The organism is Bradyrhizobium sp. BWC-3-1 (genome assembly GCF_032917965.1).
In the GTDB taxonomy this organism is placed as follows: domain Bacteria; phylum Pseudomonadota; class Alphaproteobacteria; order Rhizobiales; family Xanthobacteraceae; genus Bradyrhizobium; species Bradyrhizobium canariense_D.
Window position 1 is genome coordinate 7,377,872 of the sequence record NZ_CP136625.1, and the last position, 23,581, is coordinate 7,401,452.

Genomic DNA, 23,581 nt, shown 5'->3' on the forward strand with positions numbered 1-23,581 from the left:
CCCATGCAACGCATCGTCTGCCCCGAGCGCGACGACTGGCGGCAGACCGCCGAACAATGCGGCTTCGCCTTCCACACCATCGACGGTGAGCGCTATTGGGACGAGCGCGCTTATTACGCCTTCACGCTCGACGAGATCGAGCGTGGCATCGAGGCGCCGACCGGCGAGATCGACGCGATGTGCCTGGAGCTCGCCGGCCGCGTGATCGGCGACGAGCGCCATCTGCAGCGCTTGAAGATACCGGAGGCGTTCTGGAGCCTGATCGCCGAGAGCTGGGCACGAGACGACCGCAGCCTCTATGGCCGGCTCGATCTGAAATTCGACGGCAAGGGACCGGCAAAGCTGCTCGAATACAACGCGGATACGCCGACCTCGATTTTCGAAGCCGCGGTCTTTCAATGGACCTGGCTCGAACAGGCGATCGAACGGCGCATCATCCCGTCGCGGGCCGACCAGTTCAACTCCATCCACGAACGATTGATCGAAGCCTGGAAGCAGATTGCCGCTACCCGCCACGTCCATCTCACCGGCACCACGGGCAATGAGGAGGACGCCGGCACGCTCGCTTATCTCGAAGATACCGCGCGCCAGGCGGGACTGACGACCACGCTATTCGACATCGAGGCGATCGGCTGGCGCAATGATACCGGCGGCTTCGTCGATCTCGACGACCGCGACATCACGCTCGCCTTCAAGCTCTATCCCTGGGAATGGATGTTCCATGACGCCTTTGGCGCAAAGCTCAAGGATGCACAGACACGCTGGATCGAACCGCCGTGGAAGGCGGTGCTCTCCAACAAGGGCATCCTGCCGCTGCTATGGGAGATGTTTCCGAACCATCCCAATCTGCTACCGGCGTTCTTCGAGGACGATCCGCGGGCAGCCGAGCTCGGTAGCTCCTATGTGCGCAAGCCGCTGCTGTCGCGCGAAGGGGCCAATGTCACGCTGGTGTCTGGTGGAATGCCGCTCGACGAGCAGGCAGGCCCCTACGGCGCCGAAGGATTCGTGCGGCAGGCGCTCGCGCCGCTGCCGAATTTTTCCGGCTTCTATCCCGTGATCGGAAGCTGGCTGGTGGATCACGAACCCTGCGGCCTGTCGATCCGCGAGGACGAAAGCCCGATCACCGGCAACGGCTCGCGGTTTCTGCCGCATGCGATCTTGTGAGGTGCGCTCTTCATTCCTTCTCCCCTTGTGGGAGAAGGTGGCGCGAAGCGCCGGATGAGGGGTTCTATCCGCGAGTTCAAGTGTCGGTGGGCTCGCGGATAGAACCCCTCACCCGTCTCGCCGCTACGCGGCGAGCCACCCTCTTCCGCAAGGGGAGAGGGGAAGAACGCATCTCACCGCGCCGCTGCTACCTTCAATGACGGCGGCATCAATCCACCCATCGGGCGCCCGGAGCGCGTCGGATTGAGCTGATAGAGGCCACGACGATCGGCGATCGGGCGGAACGCGTCGGTAATTCCGACGACGGATTCGGCGGCGCCCAACAGCAGCGTGCCGTCGGCTTCCAAAACCTTCGCCATGCGCTCGAAGATCACGGCCTTGGTGTCCTGGTCGAAATAGATCAGCACATTGCGGCAGAAGATCACGTCGAACGTGCCGAGATGGGAGAAGTCCTGCAACAGATTGAGCTGGCGGAACTGCACCATCGCGCGAATGTCGGCATTGAGCTGCCAGACTTCGCCCGCTTGCGTGAAGTATTTCATCAGGTGCTGGATCGGCAGGCCGCGCTGCACCTCGAACTGGCTGTAAACGCCGGCCTTGGATTTCTCCAGTACCTCCTGCGACAGATCGGTGGCCACGATCTCGATGCGCCAGCCGGCGAAGGCTGCGCCCATCTCCTTCACGCACATCGCAATCGAATACGGCTCCTGTCCCGTCGACGACGCCGCCGACCAGATGCGCAGCGACTTGCGCGCCGCGCGCGCTCGAAGCAGTCCCGGCAGAATCGTTTCGCGCAAGTGATCGAACGGGATCTTGTCGCGGTAGAAGAAAGTCTCGTTGGTGGTCATCGCTTCGACCACATCGCTCGCAAGCCGTCCGTCGCCATTCCTGATCTTCAGCACGAGATCGGGAATCCCGGCGAGGCTCGCCTTGCGGGCCAGCGGCAGCAGCCGGCTCTCGACCAGATACTGCTTGTCCGGCGAGAGATCGAGGCCGGAGCGCTCTTTCAGGAACTTGCGTAGATAGTCGTAGTCAACAGGCGTCACGAACGGTCTCCCGCAAACAGGCGATTGACCCTGGCGCCGATCTGGTTGAGCGGCAGGATCGCCGCGCAGATGCCGGCATTGGCGGCTGCGCCCGGCATGCCCCAGACCACGCTGGAGGCTTCGTCCTGCGCGATCACGCTGCCGCCGGCGGCGACGATGTCCTTGCCGCCGCGCATGCCGTCCGAGCCCATGCCCGTCAGGATCACGGACAGGATGGCGCCATGCCAGATGTCGATGGCGGACGTGAACAGCGGATCGACCGCGGGCTTGCAGAAATTGACGGCGGGACCGTCGTCGAGCGCGATCGCCACGTCGGCGCCGCTACGCACGACGCGCATGTGCTTGCCGCCCGGCGCAAGATAGATGCGGCCCGGCTTCACCGGCTCGCCGTCGACCGCCTCCGCCGCCGGCTTCCGGCTCGTGCGTGCCAGATGCTCGGCGAGAATGGTGGTGAAGGTAGGCGGCATGTGTTGGGTAATCAGCACCGGGACGCGGTCGATCACGGGGCCAAGCTCGGCGACGAGCGCCATCAGGGCCTGAGGACCGCCGGTCGATGAGCCGATCAGCAGCACCCTCGGGGCTTGGGTCGAGAACGGACGCGTGGATAGCGGCGAGGACGACGACGGCGCATGGACGGCCGGAGCGGCCGCGGACGCGGCAGGCCGCGCGACAACCGGCCCACGTGTCGCCGGAGCCGGGCTTGCGGGCGCGAGCGGCGGGCTCGCAACCGCGGCCTTGCGGCGCAGCCGTGCGCCGAGGTGGCGGATTTTCTGGATCAGGTCGTGATGAAAGATGTCCGCAGCCGAAGCCTCGCGCGTCGATTCCGGCTTCGGAATGTAGTCGGCGGCGCCGAGCGACAACGCCTTGAAGCTGATCTCCGCGTTGCGGCGGGTCAGCGTCGAGGCCATGATGATGACGAGATCGCGCTTCTTCGCCAGGAGTTGCGGCAGCGCCGAGATGCCGTCGAGCTCGGGCATTTCGATATCGAGCACGGCAACATCGGGATTGATGCGTTCGATCTGGTTGACCGCCTCGAGCCCGGTGCGCAGCGAGGCCGCGACCTCCATGTCGTGCTCGGCGCCGATCCAGCGCGAGATCAGACCGCGGATGACGACGGAGTCATCGACGACCATCACCCGCAACGGTCCGGCTTCCCGCGACGAGCCCGGGGTCGAATTACCTGCGAACGCAACACTCATTACTCACCAACTCAGACTGAAACGGTCAGTTGAAAACAAACGCCGAAGGAGCCGTTCAGCCTCCAGGGCGGTCGCTCAGATAAGGCCGACTTCCTGGAATTTCGCCGTCACGATGTCCTTGTCGAAGGGCTTCATGATGTACTCGTTGGCGCCAGCGTGCAGCGCGCGCGCGATATGCGCGACGTCGTTCTCGGTGGTGCAGAACACCACCTTGGGCTGGTCGCCGCCGGGCATGCGCCGGAGATGGCCGAGGAACTCATAGCCGTCCATCACCGGCATGTTCCAGTCCAGCAGCACCGCATCGGGCAAGCCGCGCTTGCAGGCCTCCAGCGCCTTCTCACCGTCCTCGGCTTCGAGGATCTGGAAGTCGAGGCCCTCCAGGATCCGGCGCGCAACCTTGCGGATGACGCTGGAATCATCAACGACGAGACAAGTTCGCATGTGAACCTCTGCTTCCCCCCTTTTGCGGGGGCACTTCCAATTGCAGGTGCGTCGGCGGATGTGCCGGCGTATCAGGCCGCCATCATATCGGGCGCGAGCTCGAGGACGCGATCGACGTCGAGGACGACCATGAGCTGGCCGTCGAGACGGTGGACACCGCCGGCGAGCTTGGCCATGCGGGGGTCGAGATTGACGGGGTTTTCTTCCATGCCGTCCTCGGCGAGCCGCAGCACTTCGCCGATCTGGTCGATCAGCAGACCATAGGATTCACCGCGCAGGTCGACGCCGACCGCCATCGGGATCTTGCCGTCCTCGGGCTTGGGCAGGCCGAGCCGGGCGCGCATGTCGACCACGGTGACGATGCGGCCGCGCAGGTTCAGCACGCCCGCAATCTCGCGCGAGGACAGCGGCACGCGGGTGACGCGCTCGGGCATGAACACGTCCTGGACGCGGGAGATCGGCAGGCCGAACAGCTGGCCGCCGATCATCGCGGTGACGTATTCGACCATGGCGCCTTCGCCGGACTGGGTCTTCTTGGTCATGTGCGTATCTCCTGATCCATCCCGCTGGGGTTAGGCGGCTGCGCGGCTCAGCTCGGAGGCGCCGGCGGCGCCCGCGGTCTGTTCCTTCAGCGCCGCGATCAGACCGGGACGGTCGAACTTGGCGACATAGTCGTGGAAGCCGGCCTGGCGGCCGCGCTCGATCGCCGCCGGCGACACCAGCGCGGAGAGCCCGATGATCGGCATCGCGCCCAGATTGCTGTCGGAGCGAATCGTCTCGGCAAACTCGAACCCGTTCATGTCGGGCATCTCGATGTCGGTCAGGACCACGTCGAAGCTCTGCGCGCGCAGCGCCGCCAGGCCCTCCTGCGCGGTCGGCGCGGTGCGGACGCGGTAGCCGGCGGCCTTGAGCACCGGAGCCAGCATGTTGCGGAAGAACGCCGAGTCGTCGACCAGCAGCACCGATTGCGAGTGCAGCGACGGCTTCATCTCCTTGCGGGTGAACCAGTCGGCGAACGCCATCGGCAGGAAGTGGCCGACGTCGATCACTTCGGTGGCCTGGCCCTTGATCACGGCCGAGCCGAGAATGCCGGAGGAGGATCCGCCGACCTCGATGTTAAGCCGTTCCTCGACGATGTCGATGATCTCGTCGACGACGAGGCCCATGGAGCGGCCGTCGTCGGAGAACACCAGGATCGGCTGGGCGCCCTGGCTCGCGATGGTGACGCTCTCCATGGCAACGAGCGGCATCAGCTGCTCACGGTACTGCACCATGTAGCGGCCGTTCGAGAACTCGATCTTGTCGGCCGGAAGCTCTTCCAGGCGCGTGACGAGTCCGAGCGGGACCGCCTTGGGCTGGGCCGAGCCGGCGCGGAACACCAGCAGCGAGGTGGTCTGCTCGCCCGATCCGATGCTGTGCGTCCCGTTCTCGTTGTTCATGTCATGGGCCGAAGAGCCGGCGGCGCCGAGCGCCTTGGCAATGCCGTTGGGGTCGATGATCATGATGACCGCGCCGTCGCCCAGGATGGTATTGCCCGAGAACATGTCGATGTGGCGCAGCTTCGTCGACATCGGCTTGACCACGATTTCTTCGGTGTGGAACACGCCGTCGACGACGATGCCGAAGGTCTGGCTGCCGACCTGCGTCACCACGATGAAGCCGTTCTCGGGATCGGAGACGGCGCCGTCGTCGATCTTGAGCAGCTTCTTGAGATGGATCAGCGGCAGCAGCTTGTTGCGCAGCCTGAGGACCGCGGTGTCCTTGATGCGCTCGATGCGGTGCTCCGAGTTGGCGCGGGCCCGCACCAGCTCGACCACGGAGAGCTGCGGGATCGCAAAGCGGTCGCCGGCGGCTTCCACGATCAGCGCGGAGACGATGGCGAGCGTCAGCGGGATCTTGATGGTGACGGAGGAGCCTTCACCGGCGACCGACTTGATGTCGATGGTGCCGCCGATCTGGTCGATATTGGTGCGCACCACGTCCATGCCGACGCCGCGTCCCGACACCGAGGTGATGGCGGCCGCGGTCGAGAAGCCCGGCGCGAAGATGAACTTGTGGATCTGGGCTTCGCTCATCTTCTCGAGCTCGGCCTCGGTGACCAGACCTGAGGAGATCGCCTTGGCCTTGATCCTGTCGGTGTTCAGGCCACGGCCGTTGTCGGCGATGCAGATGATGATGTGGCCGCCCTCGTGATAGGCGGACAGGCGAATGGTGCCCTGCTCGCCCTTGCCGCGGGCGAGACGCTCGGCCGGGGTCTCCAGGCCATGGTCGGCGGAGTTGCGCACCATGTGGGTGAGCGGGTCCTTGATCAGGTCGAGCACCTGGCGGTCGAGCTCGGTGTCGGCGCCGTGCATCTCCAGCTCGATCTGCTTGCCGAGTTCGCTCGAGAGGTCGCGAACGATGCGGGGCAGCTTCTGCCAGGCATTGCCGATCGGCTGCATGCGCGTCTTCATGACGCCTTCCTGCAGCTCGGCGGTGACGTTGGACAGCCGCTGCAACGGCACCTTGAACTCGGTGTCCTCGTTGCGGCGGGAGATCTCCAACAGCTGGTTGCGGGTCAGCACCAGCTCCGAGACCATGGTCATCAGATGCTCAAGCGTATCCACGTTGACGCGGATCGACTGGTTGGCGATGCTGGCTCCCTCGGCGGCGCCCTCGTCGGCGATCGACTTCTTCGGCACGGCCTTGTCCTTGGGCGCCTTGGCTTCCTTCGCTGCTTCCTTGGCAACAGGCACCGGGGCTTCAGCGGCCGGCGGAGGCTCCGCCTTGACTTCGGCCTTGGCAACCGGGACCGGCACTTCGATCGCGGTCTCGCGGAAGGCACGCTCGAGCTCGTCGAGCGAGACTTCGCCCGGACGCAGCGGACGCTCCAGGCTCTGGTCGGCCAGCACGCCGGAGGTCGGCGCGGCTTCAACGGCGACAGGCGCGTCCGGCACCAGCGGCGGCGCTTCGGCAACGGCAGCAGCAGCGCCGGCCGCCATGGCGGCCATGCCCTGCTCGACCATCGCTTCCAGCTTGTCGATGAGATCGCGGTCGGTGCCCTCGGGCTCGGCTTCGGTCGCCTCCAGCCCGGCCAGAATTTCCTTGATGCGGTCGATCGAGGACAGGATCACCGTCACCGCCTGCCCCGTCACCGGCATGCCGTCACGGAATTTTCCCATCAGCGTCTCGCCGGCATGCGCCAGCGCTTCCAGTCGCGGCAATCCGAGGAAGCCGCACGTGCCCTTGATGGTGTGGACCAGCCGGAAAATGTTATCCAGGATCTTGGCGTTGTTCGGCTCCTGTTCGAACTTCACCAGCTGATTGTCCACGGTGTCCAGGCTCTCGCTGGTTTCCGTCAAAAACTCCCGCAACAGATCATCCATGAAAACAGGCCTTCATACAGGGAGGGCGCGCACACAAGACGTGATGCGCCAATTCGGAATGGGGCCAGCTTCACCGCAAAGCGTTTAATAATGGTTGAGTATGTGGAAAAGAACGGAACCAACAAAGAGATAAGGCGCTCCGGACAAGCCGAAGCGCCTCGTAAAGATTCGATTAACGTTTGAGAGCGGCGGCGTGTCTACGACGCGATAATGGTGATGGCCTCGCCTTCGTGCGCGAGCCTCACGGTCAGCCCGCAAGCCTCTGCCAACAGCCGCGTATAATAAGGCTGGATCGCATGTGCATCCGCAGCCGGGCCGCGCTCGCCGCTCAGGAGCTCGGAGATGTTCTGCGGCAGGCGCGCATTATGTCCGGTCGCGGTGATGCGGAAGCTCATGGTCTCGCCCTCGCCGATCGGATCGATCGTCAGCGTGCCGCCGCGCGGGATCGTGTGCTGCGAAACGACCAGCATGTTGAGCAGCAGCTTGACGCGATTCTTCGGCAGCAAGATCCGCGGCAGATTCCAGGTGATCGAGCACTTGCCGTCCTCGATGTGGCCGCGCGCCATGGTCTGGGCATCGCCGAGATCGATCTGCGCGCCGGACGAGCCGGCCGCACCAAAAGCGAGGCGGCAGAACTGGAGGCGAGCGGAGGCGGTTTTCGCGCTCTTGCGTATCAAGTCGAGTGCGAACTCGCGGTCGTCGGGCTTGGGATCGTCGTCGAGCACTTCGAGCCCATTGACGATGGCGCCGACAGGGCTGATGAGATCGTGGCAGACCCGCGAGCACAGCAGCGCAGCGAGTTCGAGCGCATCTGGAGCGGTGGCGGTAGCGGGTGACGAAGCGTCAGACATAAAGGGTTCCTGGAATTGCACGGCGCGGACGCAGCGAATCAAGCATGCTTGACGAATGCCGCAGGTTCTAACATTCGCTGGCACGTGGCAGCTAGCTTGCGATCGGTTCGAAGCGGCCCTAATGCCGCGGCGAATCACTCGCTTAGGGATGGAATTGCCGATGAATGAGGCATGCAGGTGAAGCGGATCATCGACGGCGCGGCCGCCTCCCACCTGATGGAGCCGCTCACCGCCCTGGTGGTGAAGGCGGGCGAAGCCATCCTCGCGGTCAACCGCGCAGCGATGCGGGTCGACGGCAAGCAGGACGGCTCGCCGGTGACCGAGGCCGACCTTGCGGCCGACCGCATCATCGCGGACGGGCTGGCACAGCTTGCGGGCGACATCCCGACGCTCTCGGAAGAGCGGACCCAGCTCGCCTCGCCGCCGTTCCGCGCCAGCTTCTTCCTGATCGACCCGCTCGACGGCACCAAGGAGTTCGTCGCCGGGCGCGACGAGTTCACCGTCAACCTTGCCCTGGTGACATCGGGCGTGCCGCTGCTGGGCATCGTCAGCGCGCCGGCACTCGGGCTGCTCTGGCGCGGCATCGTCGGCCGTGGCGCCGAGCGCGTCGGGTTCGACGGCGCAACCATCGGCGCTGCCGAGCCGATCCATACCCGCAAGCTGCCGCCCCTGGGCGAACCCTGGATCGCCGCGGTGAGCCGCTCGCATGGAGATCCCCGAACCGAGGCGTTCATCGATCATCGCCCCAGCGCCGTCAGAAAGGCGGTCGGCTCGGCCGTGAAATTCGGACGGATCGCGGAAGGCAGTGCCGACATCTACCCCCGCTTCGGGCCCACTTGTGAATGGGACGTCGGGGCCGGCTACGCGGTCGTGACCGCGGCCGGCGGCAGCGTGACCGATGGCAAGGGCGGCGTGCTCCGCTTCGGCGAGCGGCACGATGGCGGCTTCATCATCCCGGAGTTCATCGCCTGGGGTGACCCGCAGGCGGCAAGACTCTGAGGTCGTAAAGGGCGCCTACTGGCTGAGCTTGTCCTGGAGGGCCGGCCAGCGCTTGCCCACCTCATAGAGGAAGCGCTCGGGATTGGCGGCGAAGGCGTCGCGATTGGCTTCCCGGCTGAACAGATAGAGCCGCTGCGCCGCGATCGCGAAGAAGCGGGGGTTACCGGCGATGATGACGCCGCGGGCGATATCGACCGGATCGTAGCCGCCGAACTGCGGCCCGTAGACCTCGGGATGGGCGAGGAAAGACGCCCGGTTGCCCTCGTTCCGAAAGCGCCAGACGGCGCCCCACAGGTTCGCCTCGAACTCGGCCGTCCCCTGCACGGCCGTGCCAGCGACGAAATAGGCCACGGGGTCGAAGCCCTCGATCGCCACGCCGCTGAAGCGGTTGACGACGATCCGCTCGGTGGTGGCCGCCTGCGCCGGCGACCCCACGCAGAGGATCCAAATGCCCGACAGCATGCAGACCAGAAGGCCGATCAAGGCAATTCCGGGGCGCAAAGGGCTGGCTTCCTGCCGTTGTGCCGTCATAGTTGCTGCGGATAACATCCGAGTCGAGGGGACATCCGGCGCAACCTAGAGCCGCGCCTGTTGGCGCCAGGTTAAGGAAGCGACCGGATTCGATACCAGGGGTTCTTTTATGACTTTCGCATCACGCCTTGCCGCAGTCGCGCTTGCCGCGATGGTCGGGTGGATCAGTCCGGCTTCCGCCCAGCAGCCGCCGCCGCCCGACTTGCCGCCGCCGCAGCGGACCCAGACGCCCAGCACCTATGGGCCGGACGAACTCGTGAACGCCGGGCACCGCTTCTTCGGCAACGTCTCGCGCGGTCTCGCCTCGATCATCGAGAAGGCGGTCAGCCAATGGGGCCTGCCCAACGGCTATATCCTCGGTGAGGAAGGGTCCGGCGCTTTCGTCGCCGGCCTGCGCTACGGCGAAGGCACGCTCTACACCAAGAACGCCGGTGACCTCAGGGTCTACTGGCAGGGTCCCTCGCTCGGCTTCGACTGGGGTGGCGACGGCGCGCGCACCATGACGCTGGTCTATAATCTGCCCGCCACCAACGCGATCTACCAGCGCTTCGCCGGCCTCGACGGCTCGGCCTACATCATCGGCGGCTTCGGCATGACGGCGCTCACCGCCAACAACATCGTGCTGGTGCCGATCCGCTCGGGCCTCGGCCTGCGGCTGGGAGCCAATATCGGCTATTTGAAATTCACCCCGCGCGCGACCTGGAACCCGTTCTAGCGTTCCGCTTTCCGCTCCGGCGACGGATCAAGGTTAACGACATGTCGGGGCTGGCTTTTTGCCAGCCCCGCATGCAATGTCCTTGGTAAATTTTTCCTTAGCTTTGGGAGTTCTGGCCCATGGTCGAACCGATCATGTACCTGGCGATCGGTTTCCTGCTCTCGATGCTGTGCGGGCTCGCGATCGTGCCGCTGGTGCATAACCGCGCCGTGCGCCTGACCACGCGCCGGCTCGAGGCCGCCACGCCGTTGTCGATGGCCGAGATCCAGGCCGACAAGGACCAGCTCCGCGCCGAGTTCGCCATGTCGGCGCGACGGCTGGAGATGAGCGTCGACCAGCTCAAGAACAAGACCACGAGCCAGCTCGCCGAGCTCGGCAAGAAGAGCGACGCCATCAACCGCATGAAGATCGAGCTCGGCGAGAAGAACGCCACGATCTTCGCGCTCGAAGCGCGCGAGAAGGCGGTGAAGGAGCAGCTCCGCGCCACCGAAGAGGAATTCAACACCAAGACCGCAGCCCTGCGCGCCGCCGAGCTCGCGCTGACCGACAAGCAGGGCGAGCTCGCAAAGATCAATTCCGAACTGTCCGACCGCTCGATGATGGCGGAGAGCCGTCAGGTCGAGCTGGTCGCGGTCCGTGCGCAGATCGAGGAGCTGAAGCACCGCGTCGGCGACGCCGAAAAGGAATTTGCCGCGACGCAGGCGCGGCTGGCGCAGGAGCGCACCGAGTCCGAGACCGCCTCGCGCGAGCTCGGCGACGCCCGCGGCCGCGTCGAGAATCTGAGCCAGCGCGTCACCGACCTCGATCGCCAACTCATCGTGCAGGTGAAAGAGGCCGAGATGTTGTCGGGCCGCGTCGGCGATCTCGAGGGACGCCTTGCCACGCAGGGCAAGCTGCTCGCCGAACGCGACTATGAGAACAACCAGCTCCGCCAGGCCAACGAGGCCAATGAGCGCATCATCAAGGAGCTGCGCGTTGAGATCGCGGCGTTGAGCGGCGGCAAGTCCTCGGCCGCAATGGAATCGATCCGCGCGGAAAAGACCGCGCTCGAGGAGCAGCTGCGCACCGCCCGCGACGAGCGCGCCAAGCTCCAGCGCGACATCAACGCGATCCAGCAACAGGCCGAGAGCTCCTGGGCGACCGAGCGGATGGAGAACGCGCTGCTGCGCGAACGCATCAACGACATCGCAGCCGAGGTGGCCAAGCTCGCGATGCAGCTCGAAGGGCCGAACTCGCCGATCGAGGCCCTGCTCGCGGCGGAGGCCGGCCAGCCGCCGAGGCCGGCGCCACGCCCGGCCAACGACGCCCCTGCCAACGGCACCGCCGCAGGCACCCTGCCCGAAGGCGGCGGAACACTGGCCGAACGCATCCGCGCGCTCCAGGCCCACGCCTCCCGCGCCCGCCAGCAGGGCGCGTAAGCGGCCCCAAGATGGTCTGACCGCCGAATTGCGGGTCCGGGGGAAGGTTTTCCGGCCCGGCAGCGCCTCGAAACTTGACACCTTCGGCCTGCACTTCTAAATCGCGGGCTCCAAAGCATCGGCGGCCGAAACTCGGGTCGCCTGCATGATGGTTTCGGGTGCATAGCTCAGCGGGAGAGCGTTCCCTTCACACGGGAGAGGTCCAAGGTTCGATCCCTTGTGCGCCCACCATTTCTCCAGCATTTTTAGTGACTTAGCGACTTGCTTCCCCTACATTGTGCCCCGAAAAGTCTGGGGCACAACCCGGGCACGCTGCAAAAAAGATCATCCCTCTACCTTCGCCCGCCGCTCCCGGCCCGACGGCAAACAAGAAAGCTCGTCGATCTTTCACCACGAGACGCGTCGTCGCGCGACCTTTGGGCACGGGTTTCGTTGGCGCTCGATAGGCGCGAGCACGTTGTGCTCGAGGCAACCTTCGCCGAGGTACCACGGAGGAAGGTATAGTGGTCCCGCCGAGTCCTTTGAGGCTCCGCTCTTGCCGCTCATTGGCTGGGTTGTCCACTAACGCCATGAGTTGCCGCCGCGTCGGCTCGGCAATGTCGCTCGAAGTGGTTCTCGAGACCACGTCGCCAGAGCAGATAGTGCTGGTTTCCAGTGACGACCTGCCGTCCGGTGAGGGACACCACATAGGGCCGCCTTCAATCATCAGGTTGCCAGCTCATGCACTGCTTCTCCGCCAGCTGTTGCCGTAAGCCTCGCGCCCGACTTAGTTCGGACGGCTGGCGCTGGTGACGACTACGACGAGAGCCCTGTGGCAATATTGTAAGCGATAAGGACCAACGGAGCCGGGAGTTCGCTTTCGGCATCCCCTACCTCGGGGCCGGCTTATGGTCATCGCTCTTCCAGATCGTGGTGCTATTCGGGCGTATTGACCGGTTGCCGTGCCGTAGTGCTCGCATGGCTCGCAACGAAGGGCCCAGTTCGCCCCTTCCTGGATCACGACCGATTATCAAGCCTGCATCGAGCATTGGCGGATCGGGTCTCACCAGCTCCGTGGTGCTCACACCCGCATTCAGATCAACTGCCGTGTCGGAGTCTGGTTCAAGCAGTTCTCGCAGGCGCTCGATGCGTGCGAACCGGAATGGATGGACTGGTTTGATCATCGGGCTAGGCCCCTCGGGTCGAATGCGAGCAATCGGATGATGAAAACGATGAGCGCGCGACAGGTGATGCTCATGAGTCGAGCTGTCGGTTCTCCGCCGAATGCCAGTCCGCGCCATGGAGGCGGATCATCTCCCGACGGGACCGCTCGATGAAGATGCGCTCAACGCAAAAGCCGGCTGCAACTGAAGCCGCCAGCGCAAGGCCATAGGCCATATAGTCGTTCATGAAATTCCAAAACATGTTGCAGCCGGCAACTCCCACAAAAGTAAGTGCCATGATCAAATTCCGAAATGCCTTAACCATCCTGCCCCCAGTAAGTCGGCGAAGGAACTTTTACCATTGCAACCACGGCGATTGGCAGCGTTTGACCCTTGTGATGAGCCGTCTTTCTGCTCGATCAGCCTGGGTCCGGCCGCGCTGCCGACCGGCGTGGGGCTCGCTCCTATTAGTTAAGAGGGCACCCGGGAACGGAGCAGTGATAGCGACGCCGGCATACTTCATCACGGCGGGCCCTTTCTCGAGTGCCCCCGGTGAGGAGCTCCGAATCCCTTCCCGCGAGGGTCTACGCCGCATGGCGTGCGCCGTTGTGGCGTGGAGAAGAAGGGCGCATTCGAACTATGGAGCCTGCTGGTTACACGATAGCCCGTACGTCTTCCCGTCCACTCGGGGCAAGGGCGACAAGCCGATTGACCGACATGCCCTGTCGCAAGCTGTGCGCCGTCTCCGGCTGAAGTTGAAAATGGCCGAATGGTCTCCGCATGACGCGCGCCGGTCAGCCACGACCTGGGCGCGGACGATGGGAATCCCGCGCGACACGACGGAGGCGCTCACGCATCATGCCATTGTCGGCAGCGGAAAGACCTATGACCGTTACGACATGCAGGCTGAGAAGCGGCAAGCAGTGGATGCCATTGCGGACTATATTTCGCGCACACGACGCAGCGATGCAGCCACCAAAGAAGCGGCTTAGTGCAGCATGCCTCAGGTCTGCTGACGTATATATAAATCAAGTGTCAGTGGAAGACTGCGCGATTCCTCCTTTCTTACTATTGCTTCAAAAGGCAGACGCACCACATAGCTGCAGCTAGGGGCCTACACAACTTTCCGATTTTTGCCCAGATCGCCTCAGCTCACGACCGTCCGAGACGACGGCCGTGCATAGGAGCGTGCATTGCCGTACGAAATCGATTTCCTCCGGGCTGGTGACAGCAATGGCGACGCTATTGTCGTCCGATGGGGCGATACCAAAGACAGCGCATTTTACATCAACATTGTGGATGGCGGCTTTACCGACACTGGCGAGCAGATCATTTCCCACGTCGAGCGGTACTACGCGAAGCCCGCCAACATCGCCAATGTCGTCTTGTCCCACGCAGACAATGATCACGCGTGCGGCCTGATAAAGGTGCTCCAACATGAGGGCTTTACCATCCACACGCTCTGGATGAACCGCCCCTGGGACTACGTGGACGAAGTGCTCGATAAGTTTCACGGCGCCTACACTCGTGAGGGCCTCGTCAAGCGAATGCGGGAAATGCATCCCTATCTGGTGGAGATGGAAACAATTGCGGCCGAGCGAGGCATCCAAATCCGTGCACCTCTGCAAGGTGCTCAGATAGGTGCTTTCAAAGTCTTGGCTCCTAGTCGTGAACGCTACGTTCGTCTCATTCCTGATCTCGACAAGACCCCCACAAGCTTACCGGAGTGACACGGCCGGACTCGGATCGGTCTTCGGAAGCGCTTTGCGCAACGTGGTCGAAAAAATAAAGGAGCGTCTCGACCTCGAAACGCTGAACAACAACCCTCCAAGCACCTCCGCTTCGAACGAGACTTCGGTAGTTCAGATGGGGACATTCGGTACTAAGAGCATCCTGCTGACCGCCGATGTTGGTCCAGACGGGCTTAACGAAGCAGCCGACTACGCTGAGAACAATTTTCCCAGTCTTCAGCCAACTCTCGTTCAGATTCCTCATCATGGCAGCCGACGCAACGTCACCCCGGCAGTCCTCAACCGGTGGCTCGGCGCGTTCCCAGCTCAAGGTCGCGGCAACGCAATCGCATCTGTAGGCAAAAACGAAGATATCTACACTCGTGTTCGCACGTGTTCATGCGCGGAATAAATACCTTGAGATAGCTCAAGGTAAGCACCTGCGGAACACAAGAACTGAGGCCGCCTCAATAGGCGGCCTCTTTCATGGTTGGTCCCGGTCCTGGCTCAGCCAGCCAGAAGGAGCGGCCGGAACGATCCGCCAGCCGGACAATTGCTCCTCTTTGAGTAGGAGTTGCGTCATGCGTCATGCGCCGTCGATCGTGCCGCTGGATCGGCTCGATCGGGGACATTTACCTCGTCTTGGAAGGCTTCGGCGCCCGCGCCGGCTGCTCCTAGCGCGAGACCGACGAGCAGGACACCAACGTCGAGACCATCATCCGCGACCTGATGTCTGGCCAGTACGCCTATCCAGTCCGCATCGTCGCCTTCAATACGACTTAGGGCTGGTCTCGCGATGCCACCAGCGAGATCGCCGACGAGTTTGCCGAGCGCGTCACAGGGCGCGCCGAGATCACGCCAGCCTTACAGGCGTTGATCGAGGCCAACGCTTCCAGGCCGTTTGCCGTTCAACTGGCGCTGCCTCTACGGGGAGCCGCCTGACCTCAATCTGTAATCTGATGTTGCGTGGAGTCTGTGAGTGGCGTCCCAGCGTAAGAAGGTCGTGCCGATCGGGGTGAAGGCGCCGTATCCCGGCTTCATCGAGCCTCTGCTGGCCGAGCAAGTCGAGCGGGTTCCTCGCGGTGACCGCTGGCTGCATGAGATCAAGTACGACGGCTACCGCGCCCAGCTCCACGTCGTTGGCGAGGAGATCAAGGTCTTCACCCGGCGCGGCCACGACTGGACCAGGCGGTTTCGCAAGATCGCCGAGGACGCAATCCCGATCACAGCCAGCTCCGCCATCGTCGACGGCGAGATCGTCGTCCCCGGTGAAGGCGGCAAGACGGACTTCTCGCAGCTCCAGAACAGCCTGAGGGGCCGTGCCCAGAACATCATCATGGTGGCGTTCGACCTGCTGTACTTCAAAGGTCGAGACCTTCGCCGCTTGCCCCTGGACAAGCGCAAGGCGATTCTCAAGGAGCTGATTTCCGACACGCCTATCCAGTACAGCGAGCACTTCGGTGGACGGCGCCGAACTCTATCAGCGTGCCTGCCAAGCCGGACTGGAGGGCATCGTCTCCAAGGTGGCGGACTCACCTTATCTCGGCGGGCGCGGCGACTACTGGGTCAAGACGACCTGTGCTCATCGCGAGACCCTGGCCATCGCTGGCTTCGCCCTGGACGGCAGCAAGTGGGACGGCATCTTCCTGGGTCGGCGCAATGGCGAGGACCTCGTCTATGCCGGCAAGGTCGACCATGGCTTCGACAAGTCGGCAGAGGCCGAGCTGCGGAAGCGGCTTAAGCCGCTGATCCGGAAGACGCAGCCCTACGCCAAGCGCGTCGCGCACAAGGGCATCTGGGTCGAGCCCAAGCTACTCGCTGAGATCGAGTACCGGGGCAAGTCGGCCGAGGGCAAGGTCCGGCATCCATTCTTCAAAGGCCTGCGGGAGGACCTGTGATGGCTCGCCTGACCCCAGCCGAGCAAATCGAACAGAGCTACGACCTCGCCATGATGGCGCTGGCCGACTACCTCACGCACGAGAGCGACGCGGAGGCGACGGTCGACCGGCTGATCCGCATCCTCGATCGCGACGGGCTTCGCGATGCCATCACCGAGGTCTTGGTCGACGCGCGCGTGCATCCGAGGCCAAGATCGGATGGCCCGAAGGTTGATCCATGAACTGCGCCGCCTGCGAAGACACTGGCTGGGTCTGCGAAGCCCATCCAGACCGCTCTTGGGATGGGCCGCACGCCTGCGGCTGCGGCGCAGCCGGCGACCCTTGCCCACACTGCAATGCCACCTCGGAAGACGACCGACCGCGACCGCCAGCGGGCTTCCGGTTCAGCTTCGGCCTATTGGCGGATTTGGCCCAGTTCTTCCGGAAGAGATAGGCGGCGAGCCTCCGAGGTCACTTACGCAAAGGCGTGGTGAGCGTCTAGCTTCGCTCGCTATTCCGCGCAGCTAATTCCTGGTCCAACTCCTTCAAGCGAACGATCAGATTTTCCACTATCTCCATGCAATCGGAATGCCGCAATGACCGCACGCCCCGCGCGGCGAGCTCTTGCTCCAATATAGTCGCCACGATGCCTTGGATGCTCACAAATCGTCCCCCGGAAAACACTGCGTCGTCAGATACGGGTCAAAAAAGAATTGGGTTCGCTCAAGAGAAAGGCCGCAGCGTGGTTCCAGCCCCACTGCGGCCATCCCGGGCAAATTAAAAAGTGGTACTCAAAATCTCGCCGGTGTTCCGACGGTAGAACACTCCGTTCCGAAAATGGACTCCGTACAACTACCGGAGACACATTGTCATTCTGGGGCGAACATGGCACTGGTCATGCTTCAGCCCCAATGCTCCCGGCTGCCAATTCAATTGCGGTTCAGAGCGCCGGGAGTGCCGCTGGGCGACGCCGATCAAGTCGGCCCCCGAGCGAACAAAAGCACGCCTCAGGTGAGGCGTGGAATATCCTTGCGGGATTGGATCGCCGCTATTGCAAGTTGGGTGAACGAGGGCGGCAGAAGGCCTTGCCGCTCTTTTCCGCCCAGATAGCCAGGCAAACAATTCGGAATATAATGCTCGCGAGCCCACCGCCGAAATTCGGGAAGCGAAGCGTCGGGGTAGCACCAAACGTGTTGGGGGTTGGACGCTGACTGCGGGAAGTTTGGGGGATATTCGTGATCGTATTTGATGCGAGGCCCAAACAACGCGTCAAGCTCGCCATCGGTCCAGTGCTTGCCCCACTGAATCCCCACGCTGCCGTCTGGAATCAAAGAAGGCCCCACCGGAGCGCCGCCACGGATCAGCGTCACGATCAAATCAGCAATTTCCTTGAAGATGCTGAAGTGCCCCGCCGGCACGCTATCGTAAACCAGCGATACTCGGTCGTGGAAGAGCTGCCAAGCTATCGGGATTTGCTGGGACGGGTCGTCGCCGGTTTGAGTGTAGATAAAGTCTTGCAGCGCGCTCCCGGCGAGGATGCGGAAGTTCTTCCGGGCTTCTTCGCGGGCATTGTTGCCGGCCTCGAATGCATAGTATTCGAGGATCGCCAAGCTGACCTTGTCAGGGTAGGCAAACATTGGTTTGCCTTCCACAGTCAGAACAAGGTGCGGTGACTCTACGGTGATACCGCGACTGGCAAGAAGCTCTTTGACCGCTTTGATCCTGGGCTTCTGATCGGGCTCATTCCACTGCGAACTGATCGTCCCGATATGGGCATTCTCGACGCCGCAAAGGCGGGCCAAGCCGCGTTGATTTAGGAACGGCGTTCCGTCCTTGAGGACGCCCATTCCGATACCTTGGATCTCCGTCTGTTTGTCGATCTCAAGGGGCAGTGAGCCCTGCTTTTGGTTGATTTGCAATTGGCCCGGCTTCGGCGGCAGGCGACTGAAATCCTTGGACATTCGTTGATTTCCTCGGAGGGACGAATCAGCCGGCGGGCTGGTTGCGGCAACCTACACCGCAACCACCCAATGTTCCTCATATGCTAGAGTTATCCCTGCTTTCCCCCTGGCTCACCGTAAACGTCCGGCGCCGATCTGCGGGTCTCGGTGGGCAGCGCGGGCGCTACAGCGAGCACTGCGGGGGCGATACCGGATCGCGCTGGAGACGGTAAAGGACCCCTTCGCGCGCAAGCATCTGGAAGCCATGGAACGGAGCTACCGGACGTTGGCTGCTAGCGAACGAGCGCTCCGGAAGTCTGACTGACCCGCGGACGCGCTGGCCCAGCGCGCGGTCGACAGCGACGATGAAGCGGGCCGCCCTTGAGGGCTTCCTCAGCGCCAACGGGACCAGGCGCTTTGACAAGCAGCTCACGTTGCCGCTGAAGCGGCACAGCATGATGGTCCGGAAGGGCAAGCCGGCGGGCGCGCGCCGCAAACCGCTGGCGCACGAACCAGCGCACCGGGAATTGACTCGCGATTAAGACCCCATTCGGCGCATACTCGTTCCATCGCCGGCGTCCGCACCGAGGCATTACCGGTGACTGAGAGTGTTGGGCTCCCACCTTGAGGGAAGCACCTATGACCCAATCTGAACACCCGCCGCCCGCCTTTGCGCCCATCGCATTGCAGCGCCCCGCCTGTCCGATGTGCAAATCTTCGATGATGCTGGTCAGTATCGAGCTAGAACGCGCAGGCGTGGACTTGCATACGTTTCAGTGCGCTGTCTGCAATCACGTACTTGCGACCCTTGCCGCGTGCGAAGATCCTATGCACTCCAAAGTGGGCCGATGCCTTCAAGGCGATTTGCCTCCGCCGAAGTAGGTGCTGCGTGGATGAACCTGCCGCTTTTCTGGTGGTAATCGCGCGAGCGGCGGACGGACTAGGACCAATGTCTTTGTTTTGTAGCGTTGAGATCGGGATTCGTGAGCAACGCCCGTGCCAACCGATATCGCAGGTTAGCCCTCGCTTCAGGCGACAAGGCTAACGTTGACCTGCTTCTTAAGCTCGCAGATGAATGCGATCGAGGGATTCTCTGCACCGCTGAATGGCGCTTAGCTCCCTACACAAGCGCGCAATCACCAAAGGCGGCCGACGGAAGGTTGCATTTTTTTGCGTGGGAACCTTCAAATGATGGTCGTTGAAAGTGGTTCTTATTCCGGTCGAACGCCCGAGTGAGAACAAGTCGTCACAAGCAGCAACGTTCGGCTGCATTGCCAATCTTTTCCCAAAGTCGGCTCAATCACTTTGAGCGGAGTGCCAATCGCCATAGTGGCACCGGCTGCCACCAGAACAACGGCTGTCAGTGCGAACATTCGAGAGGTCGTCCAATTAGCATTCATGGCGCTTCCCTCCACCTGAAGCGCGCACACTATGCTTGGCTATATCTGCCACTTGTGAACTACTTCACACAATGCGCATCACACCCGCGTGCAGGGGCCCACCAGCGTGAACCGGCGGAGCCTCCGATCGTGAGACATCGATTGGCCGTGATTACGTTCTCGCCGGCCGGGCTGCCCAAGGGGAGAGAGCCCATGTTGCTCAGCAACGTGATCGTAAACGCACCCTTGGGCGTTGCTCGTGAAGGCGAGGCAGTTTCGCGCACGATGCCTTGACTTTGTGCCTGATCTTCCCGATCAGACGCAGCGTCCTCTTCATCTCTTCGGGCACATCTTTGTTGTGACGAAGGATCTGACCTATGAAAACGTTGGCCTCGAAGTGCTTCGTCACGAACGCATCGAACTCAGGATCGAGCTTGCGTTGCCGCTGCAACTTTGGCGCTGTGGTGAGTATCAGGGACCTGTCGGTCTCCCCGGCTCCGGGCGGATGGCCGTTACATATCTGGTTGAAAGTCGCGCCGTTTGCTACCGCTGCTTTGATCTCCTCGACCTTCTCAACGGGCATGGGATGGCCCGCCGCTGCCGCGTAGTGGCATGTTCGGCACCGTCTATGACCGATAGCGTTGACGATCATCACATTGTCTCCCGTCATGCGGTGAAGCCCGTTGAGGCAATACTTTTGTGTCGCAGCACGGCGGCCGCTGTTCTCCTTATGCTTTCTGCTGATGTTCGCCTTGTTGAGTTATGTCCGTCAGATCCTTGACGGTTCTGCCCTGACGCAACATTCGCCGTTCGAACATCTCGGACAGCTTTGACGTCATGCCCGGCGCGATACCCCGCCATTTCAGGTCGGCCTTCCTAGGCGTCTTCATTGCTTTGTCCCGTTCAATGCCTTGAGGGGCTTGTGCATGGCGTTTATCTCAACCTGCGGCAGATGCGATCTCGGGTCTAACCCGTGATCGGATATGATCTTCGCGGCCTGCACTTGCAGCGTGGCATGACGCAATATTTGGTCCGCAACTGCTACAACGGCGTTCCCACGCTTTACTTCAGTTTCGATTTGCTCGGCCGTCAGATCCTCGCTTCCGAGCCGCTCCAATTGCGCGAAAAGATGGTCGTTCAGGTCGGTTAGTCTGTTCTTCGTCATTTGATCTTCTCTCACTCTCATGCTTCGGTTTTGTTCCAGCGCCGAGCCGAATCCTGAATCGCGGCTAGCTGGTGGCGCAGATCGCCTTGGGATTTCACATTGAGGGAGTTGGTATCGTGAGTCGTGGGGCCACCTGATCAAATCAGAGGCGGCCCCCGACACGCGTTTAGACGTCAACCCGACTTGGACGGTTGAACAATACTCAATACGGTCGCGGCTTTTGGGGCTTCGTCTGGTTCGGCCAGGAAGCCCGTCACAAGCTGCGTTGCCATCCGCAAGACAATCGGGGCGTCCTCGCTATCTTCAGGAAGTTGGCAAGCGAGCTGGAGTGCATGGCGGCGATGCCAATTGTGCTCTTTCATGCCATCACCGTTTGTGTCCAGTCGCCGCTTCCAATCTGCTCCAGCGACCCGTCCTGATCGGCAATGCCGGAATCGGTGGGATCGCTCTCAAGGTCCCTCCGGTCCCCGATAGCCCAACGGGTTTGATCGCCGCCGCCCATGGACGGATCACAACTGCCGAGCGATGGCTCGTCGTCGGCGTCGTCCTGCTCACAGTCGGTTCCGGCGATGAACTCGCCGCTCACCGTGCGCCATGATTTTTCCTGGTCAATTATCCGTTCGAAAGAACCCAAGGAAGGCTCGGCGTCTTCCGGCTCCTCGTCCAGGCCCTCATCTTCAATATCAGGGTCGATATCACTGGCGTCTCGGTCGTCTGGAAGCGATCGACAGTGACGAGCCGATCGGTGGACGCCCTGAGACTGGCGAGTCTTTGGTTACGGCTCTTCAAAAGGCCGGGGTCGAGTTCATCCCGGAGAACGGCGGCGGCGCGGGTGTGAGGATGAAGAAGCGCGGCACAAAGCGCTGATTTCGAGAAAGCGCATTTGGCCGGTGTACGGCCATCGTTCCTGGGCGCACAAATCGGTCCCGCCGCCGGAGGAAATACTGAGCAAGCATTGTTCGCGTCATGCCCCCCGCGTTTGCCTATGAATCAACCATATTGCTGACCGTTTAGTCAGCGACAGGTTCACATCGGCGGCGACGCGAAGCTTGCGTTGGAACTGAGATTCAGATGCAATGATGTGCGGAGCCGGTTTCGTCATCAGGGGCTCGCATTTTGCGACGCAGCAAAGAAGATGGCTATCTCGCGCAAAGAGCAAGCTATCCTTGGGGTGGGCGGCGCAATGGCCGTCTTGATCGGCCTTGCCCTCACTGCCGAATACTTTACTCCCGGTGAAGGAAAAGCGAGTAGGGTTTATCAGCTGTTTTTGGTAACGTTTGCGGGCAATTGGAGTCCGAGCGAGAAAGTCGATCCACTCTGGAATGCCGTGACGGGATGGCTCGCTCTACTTGTGAACCTCGGTCCTTTGATAGCGTTAGTAGGTATCTTTTGGGTGGTCATAGATCAAAAGGAGCGAACAATGAATGCTCTTAACCTCATTGAGGTCTTGAACGATTTGGTAGAGGTTCAGGTCGCGAAAGCCGTCGCTGACGAACTTCATATCGACGATAAGAATGCCCAGAAGAGGCTGCTAAACGTCGTCTCTCGGACCGTGAAAAAGACGCGGGACGAGTGGGCCGACGGTACTATTGAACGGGTGTTGGGCCCGGAGAGGGCGGCCGAACTGAAGGAACATCTCAACAAAGAAGTTTGACCGCTTCAGCTTTCTCCAGGGGGGCTAATGAGTACCGTCGCGGACGACGCTGTTTACATTGAGGCGCTGGCAAGGAAGCTGAAGTCTAGGGGCTGGACCGATAAGCAAGTGATTGACGAAATCGAGGTTCAGTTCGGTCACCCGAGGTCCGACATCAAGCAACATCTCAAAGGCGCTGGCATTATCCCATAAGCTCGCCCCGCGCGTTCATAATCGCTCTCACCTCGATCTACACCGGCCCCAGAGCTTCTTTCAGGGCCTCCAACGTTCGCTTGACCTGAACCGGGCTCCACCTGCCCTGCCCTCGCGGCGTCGGGATGCCGGCGGCATTTAAGCCGTTCGCAACCGCCTGTAGCGTCACAGCGCCCCGGTCGCGTATCTCCGCGATTGTCGGAGCCAAATCGGCTGCGCGATCGACGGCCCTCATGCGGTTCGCTGCGGCCCCACGCTTCTGGGCGGCCTTGCCGATCGTAACTGGCAGCCCGTCGCTCTTGCGGACGCGTGGGCCTCCCAACGTTTTCCCCCTCGCCTTTGCGGAAGCAAGCGCGGCACGCGTGCGAGCGGAAATCATCCCGGCCTCCAGTTCAGCGACAGCTACCATCTGCTGAAGCAGAAAGCGCCCCGTGGCGCCCTCAATCTGTGGGAGGTCCGCAAACCTCACGTCAACGTTCGCCTCTAGCAGGCGGCTCAGGAAAGCTACGCTGCGGGTCAGGCGATCGACTTTGGACACCACCAGCGGGCAGCGGTGAAGCCGCGCGGCAGCCAAAGCTTTCTCCAGTGCGGGACGATCCGCCCGCCGGCCGCTCTCAACTTCAGTGAACGCCGAGACGATCTGCCAATCACCTCCATTAAGGTAGGTCGCGACCGCTGATCGCTGCGCATCCAGGCCGAGCCCGCTCCGGCCTTGGCGCTCGGTGGACACGCGATAGTAGGCGATGAATTTTCCGCTGGAGACCATTGCCGCA

At 62.4% G+C, this 23,581-nt stretch carries 24 protein-coding genes, 1 tRNA gene and 2 pseudogenes; 13 read left to right on the forward strand and 14 right to left on the reverse strand.

All coding sequences use genetic code 11. The features are described 5' to 3' along the window. The first annotated feature begins 3 nt into the window (after positions 1–3). Positions 4–1,164, forward strand: a complete 1,161-nt coding sequence (locus RX329_RS35490; protein ID WP_085357857.1) for a glutathionylspermidine synthase family protein — start codon at positions 4–6, stop codon at positions 1,162–1,164. Between the two features lie 173 nt (positions 1,165–1,337). On the opposite strand, the gene RX329_RS35495 is transcribed toward RX329_RS35490, so the two are convergent. From RX329_RS35495 to chpT, 6 genes are all read right to left on the reverse strand, one after another. After that, a complete protein-coding gene (locus RX329_RS35495) occupies positions 1,338–2,210 on the reverse strand; it encodes a CheR family methyltransferase (protein ID WP_085357855.1) in 873 nt (290 codons plus the stop codon). Continuing rightward, positions 2,207–3,409, reverse strand: coding sequence for a chemotaxis response regulator protein-glutamate methylesterase (locus RX329_RS35500; RefSeq protein WP_085357853.1), 1,203 nt, complete (start codon positions 3,407–3,409; stop codon positions 2,207–2,209). Before RX329_RS35500 ends, RX329_RS35495 begins: the two co-directional genes overlap by 4 nt. A 75-nt stretch (positions 3,410–3,484) precedes the next feature. Continuing rightward, positions 3,485–3,850 carry a PleD family two-component system response regulator gene (locus RX329_RS35505; RefSeq protein WP_007600538.1) on the reverse strand — a complete coding sequence of 122 codons (366 nt, stop codon included), beginning with the start codon at positions 3,848–3,850 and terminating at the stop codon, positions 3,485–3,487. A 71-nt stretch (positions 3,851–3,921) separates the two neighbouring features. After that, complete coding sequence (locus RX329_RS35510) at positions 3,922–4,392, reverse strand: chemotaxis protein CheW (RefSeq protein WP_085409211.1); 471 nt, start codon at positions 4,390–4,392, stop codon at positions 3,922–3,924. A gap of 30 nt (positions 4,393–4,422) precedes the next feature. Then, positions 4,423–7,215 carry a hybrid sensor histidine kinase/response regulator gene (locus RX329_RS35515; protein WP_317245058.1) on the reverse strand — a complete coding sequence of 931 codons (2,793 nt, stop codon included), beginning with the start codon at positions 7,213–7,215 and terminating at the stop codon, positions 4,423–4,425. A 197-nt stretch (positions 7,216–7,412) separates the two neighbouring features. Then, the gene (chpT, locus tag RX329_RS35520) at positions 7,413–8,066 is read right to left on the reverse strand and encodes a histidine phosphotransferase ChpT (RefSeq protein ID WP_018458347.1); all 654 of its coding nucleotides are present in this window, start codon (positions 8,064–8,066) and stop codon (positions 7,413–7,415) included. Positions 8,067–8,237: 171 nt separating this feature from the next. Between chpT and RX329_RS35525 the strand changes: the two genes are divergently transcribed. Continuing rightward, entirely contained in the window at positions 8,238–9,065 is an 828-nt protein-coding gene (locus RX329_RS35525; protein WP_085357380.1) for a 3'(2'),5'-bisphosphate nucleotidase CysQ, read from the forward strand. A 15-nt stretch (positions 9,066–9,080) separates the two neighbouring features. Here the strand turns inward: RX329_RS35525 and RX329_RS35530 are convergent, their stop codons facing one another. Further along, complete coding sequence (locus RX329_RS35530) at positions 9,081–9,566, reverse strand: YHS domain-containing (seleno)protein (protein ID WP_085348585.1); 486 nt, start codon at positions 9,564–9,566, stop codon at positions 9,081–9,083. 139 nt (positions 9,567–9,705) lie between these two features. On the opposite strand from RX329_RS35530, the gene RX329_RS35535 reads away from it, so the two are divergent. The 3 genes from RX329_RS35535 (at position 9,706) to RX329_RS35545 (ending at position 11,960) form a co-directional block, all read left to right on the forward strand. Continuing rightward, complete coding sequence (locus RX329_RS35535) at positions 9,706–10,311, forward strand: DUF1134 domain-containing protein (RefSeq protein WP_018458350.1); 606 nt, start codon at positions 9,706–9,708, stop codon at positions 10,309–10,311. A gap of 119 nt (positions 10,312–10,430) precedes the next feature. Further along, complete coding sequence (locus RX329_RS35540; RefSeq protein WP_018458351.1) at positions 10,431–11,729, forward strand: hypothetical protein; 1,299 nt, start codon at positions 10,431–10,433, stop codon at positions 11,727–11,729. Between the two features lie 156 nt (positions 11,730–11,885). Continuing rightward, positions 11,886–11,960, forward strand: a tRNA-Val gene (locus tag RX329_RS35545). A 1,002-nt stretch (positions 11,961–12,962) separates the two neighbouring features. Here RX329_RS35545 and RX329_RS35550 read toward each other — a convergent pair. After that, complete coding sequence (locus tag RX329_RS35550; RefSeq protein ID WP_231188869.1) at positions 12,963–13,169, reverse strand: hypothetical protein; 207 nt, start codon at positions 13,167–13,169, stop codon at positions 12,963–12,965. Positions 13,170–13,689: 520 nt separating this feature from the next. Here RX329_RS35550 and RX329_RS35555 point away from each other — a divergent pair. The 6 genes and pseudogenes from RX329_RS35555 (at position 13,690) to RX329_RS35580 (ending at position 16,720) form a co-directional block, all read left to right on the forward strand. Continuing rightward, on the forward strand, positions 13,690–13,863 hold the full coding sequence (locus tag RX329_RS35555; protein WP_231188871.1) for a hypothetical protein: 174 nt from the start codon (positions 13,690–13,692) through the stop codon (positions 13,861–13,863). A gap of 201 nt (positions 13,864–14,064) precedes the next feature. Beyond that, a complete protein-coding gene (locus RX329_RS35560) occupies positions 14,065–14,601 on the forward strand; it encodes an MBL fold metallo-hydrolase (RefSeq protein WP_317245059.1) in 537 nt (178 codons plus the stop codon). 34 nt (positions 14,602–14,635) lie between these two features. Then, positions 14,636–15,013, forward strand: coding sequence for a hypothetical protein (locus tag RX329_RS35565; protein ID WP_317245060.1), 378 nt, complete (start codon positions 14,636–14,638; stop codon positions 15,011–15,013). A 169-nt stretch (positions 15,014–15,182) separates the two neighbouring features. Continuing rightward, positions 15,183–15,543: pseudogene (locus tag RX329_RS35570) on the forward strand (hypothetical protein). A 37-nt stretch (positions 15,544–15,580) separates the two neighbouring features. Then, positions 15,581–16,499 (forward strand): annotated as a pseudogene (gene ligD / locus RX329_RS35575) (non-homologous end-joining DNA ligase). Continuing rightward, complete coding sequence (locus tag RX329_RS35580; RefSeq protein ID WP_231188878.1) at positions 16,499–16,720, forward strand: hypothetical protein; 222 nt, start codon at positions 16,499–16,501, stop codon at positions 16,718–16,720. Before ligD ends, RX329_RS35580 begins: the two are co-directional and overlap by 1 nt. Before the next feature lie 765 nt (positions 16,721–17,485). On the opposite strand, the gene RX329_RS35585 is transcribed toward RX329_RS35580, so the two are convergent. Beyond that, entirely contained in the window at positions 17,486–18,439 is a 954-nt protein-coding gene (locus RX329_RS35585) for a hypothetical protein (RefSeq protein WP_317245061.1), read from the reverse strand. A 344-nt stretch (positions 18,440–18,783) separates the two neighbouring features. On the opposite strand from RX329_RS35585, the gene RX329_RS35590 reads away from it, so the two are divergent. Then, positions 18,784–18,960 (forward strand): hypothetical protein, encoded by a 177-nt coding sequence (locus tag RX329_RS35590; protein ID WP_158091660.1) that lies wholly within the window; start codon positions 18,784–18,786, stop codon positions 18,958–18,960. 1,057 nt (positions 18,961–20,017) lie between these two features. On the opposite strand, the gene RX329_RS35595 is transcribed toward RX329_RS35590, so the two are convergent. From RX329_RS35595 to RX329_RS35610, 4 genes are all read right to left on the reverse strand, one after another. Further along, complete coding sequence (locus tag RX329_RS35595) at positions 20,018–20,449, reverse strand: hypothetical protein (RefSeq protein WP_317245062.1); 432 nt, start codon at positions 20,447–20,449, stop codon at positions 20,018–20,020. Positions 20,450–20,525: 76 nt separating this feature from the next. Beyond that, positions 20,526–20,687 (reverse strand): hypothetical protein, encoded by a 162-nt coding sequence (locus RX329_RS35600; RefSeq protein ID WP_317245063.1) that lies wholly within the window; start codon positions 20,685–20,687, stop codon positions 20,526–20,528. Then, complete coding sequence (locus RX329_RS35605) at positions 20,684–20,962, reverse strand: hypothetical protein (protein WP_231188886.1); 279 nt, start codon at positions 20,960–20,962, stop codon at positions 20,684–20,686. The genes RX329_RS35600 and RX329_RS35605 overlap by 4 nt, the downstream gene beginning before the upstream one ends. Positions 20,963–21,320: 358 nt before the next feature. Beyond that, positions 21,321–21,596 carry a hypothetical protein gene (locus RX329_RS35610; RefSeq protein ID WP_317245064.1) on the reverse strand — a complete coding sequence of 92 codons (276 nt, stop codon included), beginning with the start codon at positions 21,594–21,596 and terminating at the stop codon, positions 21,321–21,323. A gap of 501 nt (positions 21,597–22,097) precedes the next feature. Here RX329_RS35610 and RX329_RS35615 point away from each other — a divergent pair. Continuing rightward, positions 22,098–22,616: a hypothetical protein gene (locus RX329_RS35615; protein ID WP_231188894.1), complete on the forward strand. Its 519-nt coding sequence runs from the start codon at positions 22,098–22,100 to the stop codon at positions 22,614–22,616. A 229-nt stretch (positions 22,617–22,845) separates the two neighbouring features. Here RX329_RS35615 and RX329_RS35620 read toward each other — a convergent pair whose 3' ends face one another. After that, complete coding sequence (locus RX329_RS35620; RefSeq protein ID WP_317245065.1) at positions 22,846–23,574, reverse strand: recombinase family protein; 729 nt, start codon at positions 23,572–23,574, stop codon at positions 22,846–22,848. Positions 23,575–23,581: the final 7 nt, after the last annotated feature.

What these genes read in the sequence shown, in the direction of transcription:
- RX329_RS35620 (WP_317245065.1), bottom strand. Translation starts at nt 23,574, where the DNA reads ATGGTCTCCAGCGGAAAATTCATCGCCTACTATCGCGTGTCCACCGAG.
- RX329_RS35605 (WP_231188886.1), bottom strand. Translation starts at nt 20,962, where the DNA reads ATGACGAAGAACAGACTAACCGACCTGAACGACCATCTTTTCGCGCAA.
- RX329_RS35525 (WP_085357380.1), top strand. Translation starts at nt 8,238, where the DNA reads ATGCAGGTGAAGCGGATCATCGACGGCGCGGCCGCCTCCCACCTGATG.
- RX329_RS35595 (WP_317245062.1), bottom strand. Translation starts at nt 20,449, where the DNA reads ATGATCGTCAACGCTATCGGTCATAGACGGTGCCGAACATGCCACTAC.
- RX329_RS35590 (WP_158091660.1), top strand. Translation starts at nt 18,784, where the DNA reads ATGAAGCGGGCCGCCCTTGAGGGCTTCCTCAGCGCCAACGGGACCAGG.
- RX329_RS35585 (WP_317245061.1), bottom strand. Translation starts at nt 18,439, where the DNA reads ATGTCCAAGGATTTCAGTCGCCTGCCGCCGAAGCCGGGCCAATTGCAA.
- RX329_RS35490 (WP_085357857.1), top strand. Translation starts at nt 4, where the DNA reads ATGCAACGCATCGTCTGCCCCGAGCGCGACGACTGGCGGCAGACCGCC.
- RX329_RS35600 (WP_317245063.1), bottom strand. Translation starts at nt 20,687, where the DNA reads ATGAAGACGCCTAGGAAGGCCGACCTGAAATGGCGGGGTATCGCGCCG.
- RX329_RS35580 (WP_231188878.1), top strand. Translation starts at nt 16,499, where the DNA reads ATGGCTCGCCTGACCCCAGCCGAGCAAATCGAACAGAGCTACGACCTC.
- RX329_RS35535 (WP_018458350.1), top strand. Translation starts at nt 9,706, where the DNA reads ATGACTTTCGCATCACGCCTTGCCGCAGTCGCGCTTGCCGCGATGGTC.
- RX329_RS35500 (WP_085357853.1), bottom strand. Translation starts at nt 3,409, where the DNA reads ATGAGTGTTGCGTTCGCAGGTAATTCGACCCCGGGCTCGTCGCGGGAA.
- RX329_RS35505 (WP_007600538.1), bottom strand. Translation starts at nt 3,850, where the DNA reads ATGCGAACTTGTCTCGTCGTTGATGATTCCAGCGTCATCCGCAAGGTT.
- RX329_RS35550 (WP_231188869.1), bottom strand. Translation starts at nt 13,169, where the DNA reads ATGGCACTTACTTTTGTGGGAGTTGCCGGCTGCAACATGTTTTGGAAT.
- RX329_RS35515 (WP_317245058.1), bottom strand. Translation starts at nt 7,215, where the DNA reads ATGGATGATCTGTTGCGGGAGTTTTTGACGGAAACCAGCGAGAGCCTG.
- RX329_RS35540 (WP_018458351.1), top strand. Translation starts at nt 10,431, where the DNA reads ATGGTCGAACCGATCATGTACCTGGCGATCGGTTTCCTGCTCTCGATG.
- RX329_RS35615 (WP_231188894.1), top strand. Translation starts at nt 22,098, where the DNA reads ATGGCTATCTCGCGCAAAGAGCAAGCTATCCTTGGGGTGGGCGGCGCA.
- chpT (WP_018458347.1), bottom strand. Translation starts at nt 8,066, where the DNA reads ATGTCTGACGCTTCGTCACCCGCTACCGCCACCGCTCCAGATGCGCTC.
- RX329_RS35510 (WP_085409211.1), bottom strand. Translation starts at nt 4,392, where the DNA reads ATGACCAAGAAGACCCAGTCCGGCGAAGGCGCCATGGTCGAATACGTC.
- RX329_RS35555 (WP_231188871.1), top strand. Translation starts at nt 13,690, where the DNA reads ATGGGAATCCCGCGCGACACGACGGAGGCGCTCACGCATCATGCCATT.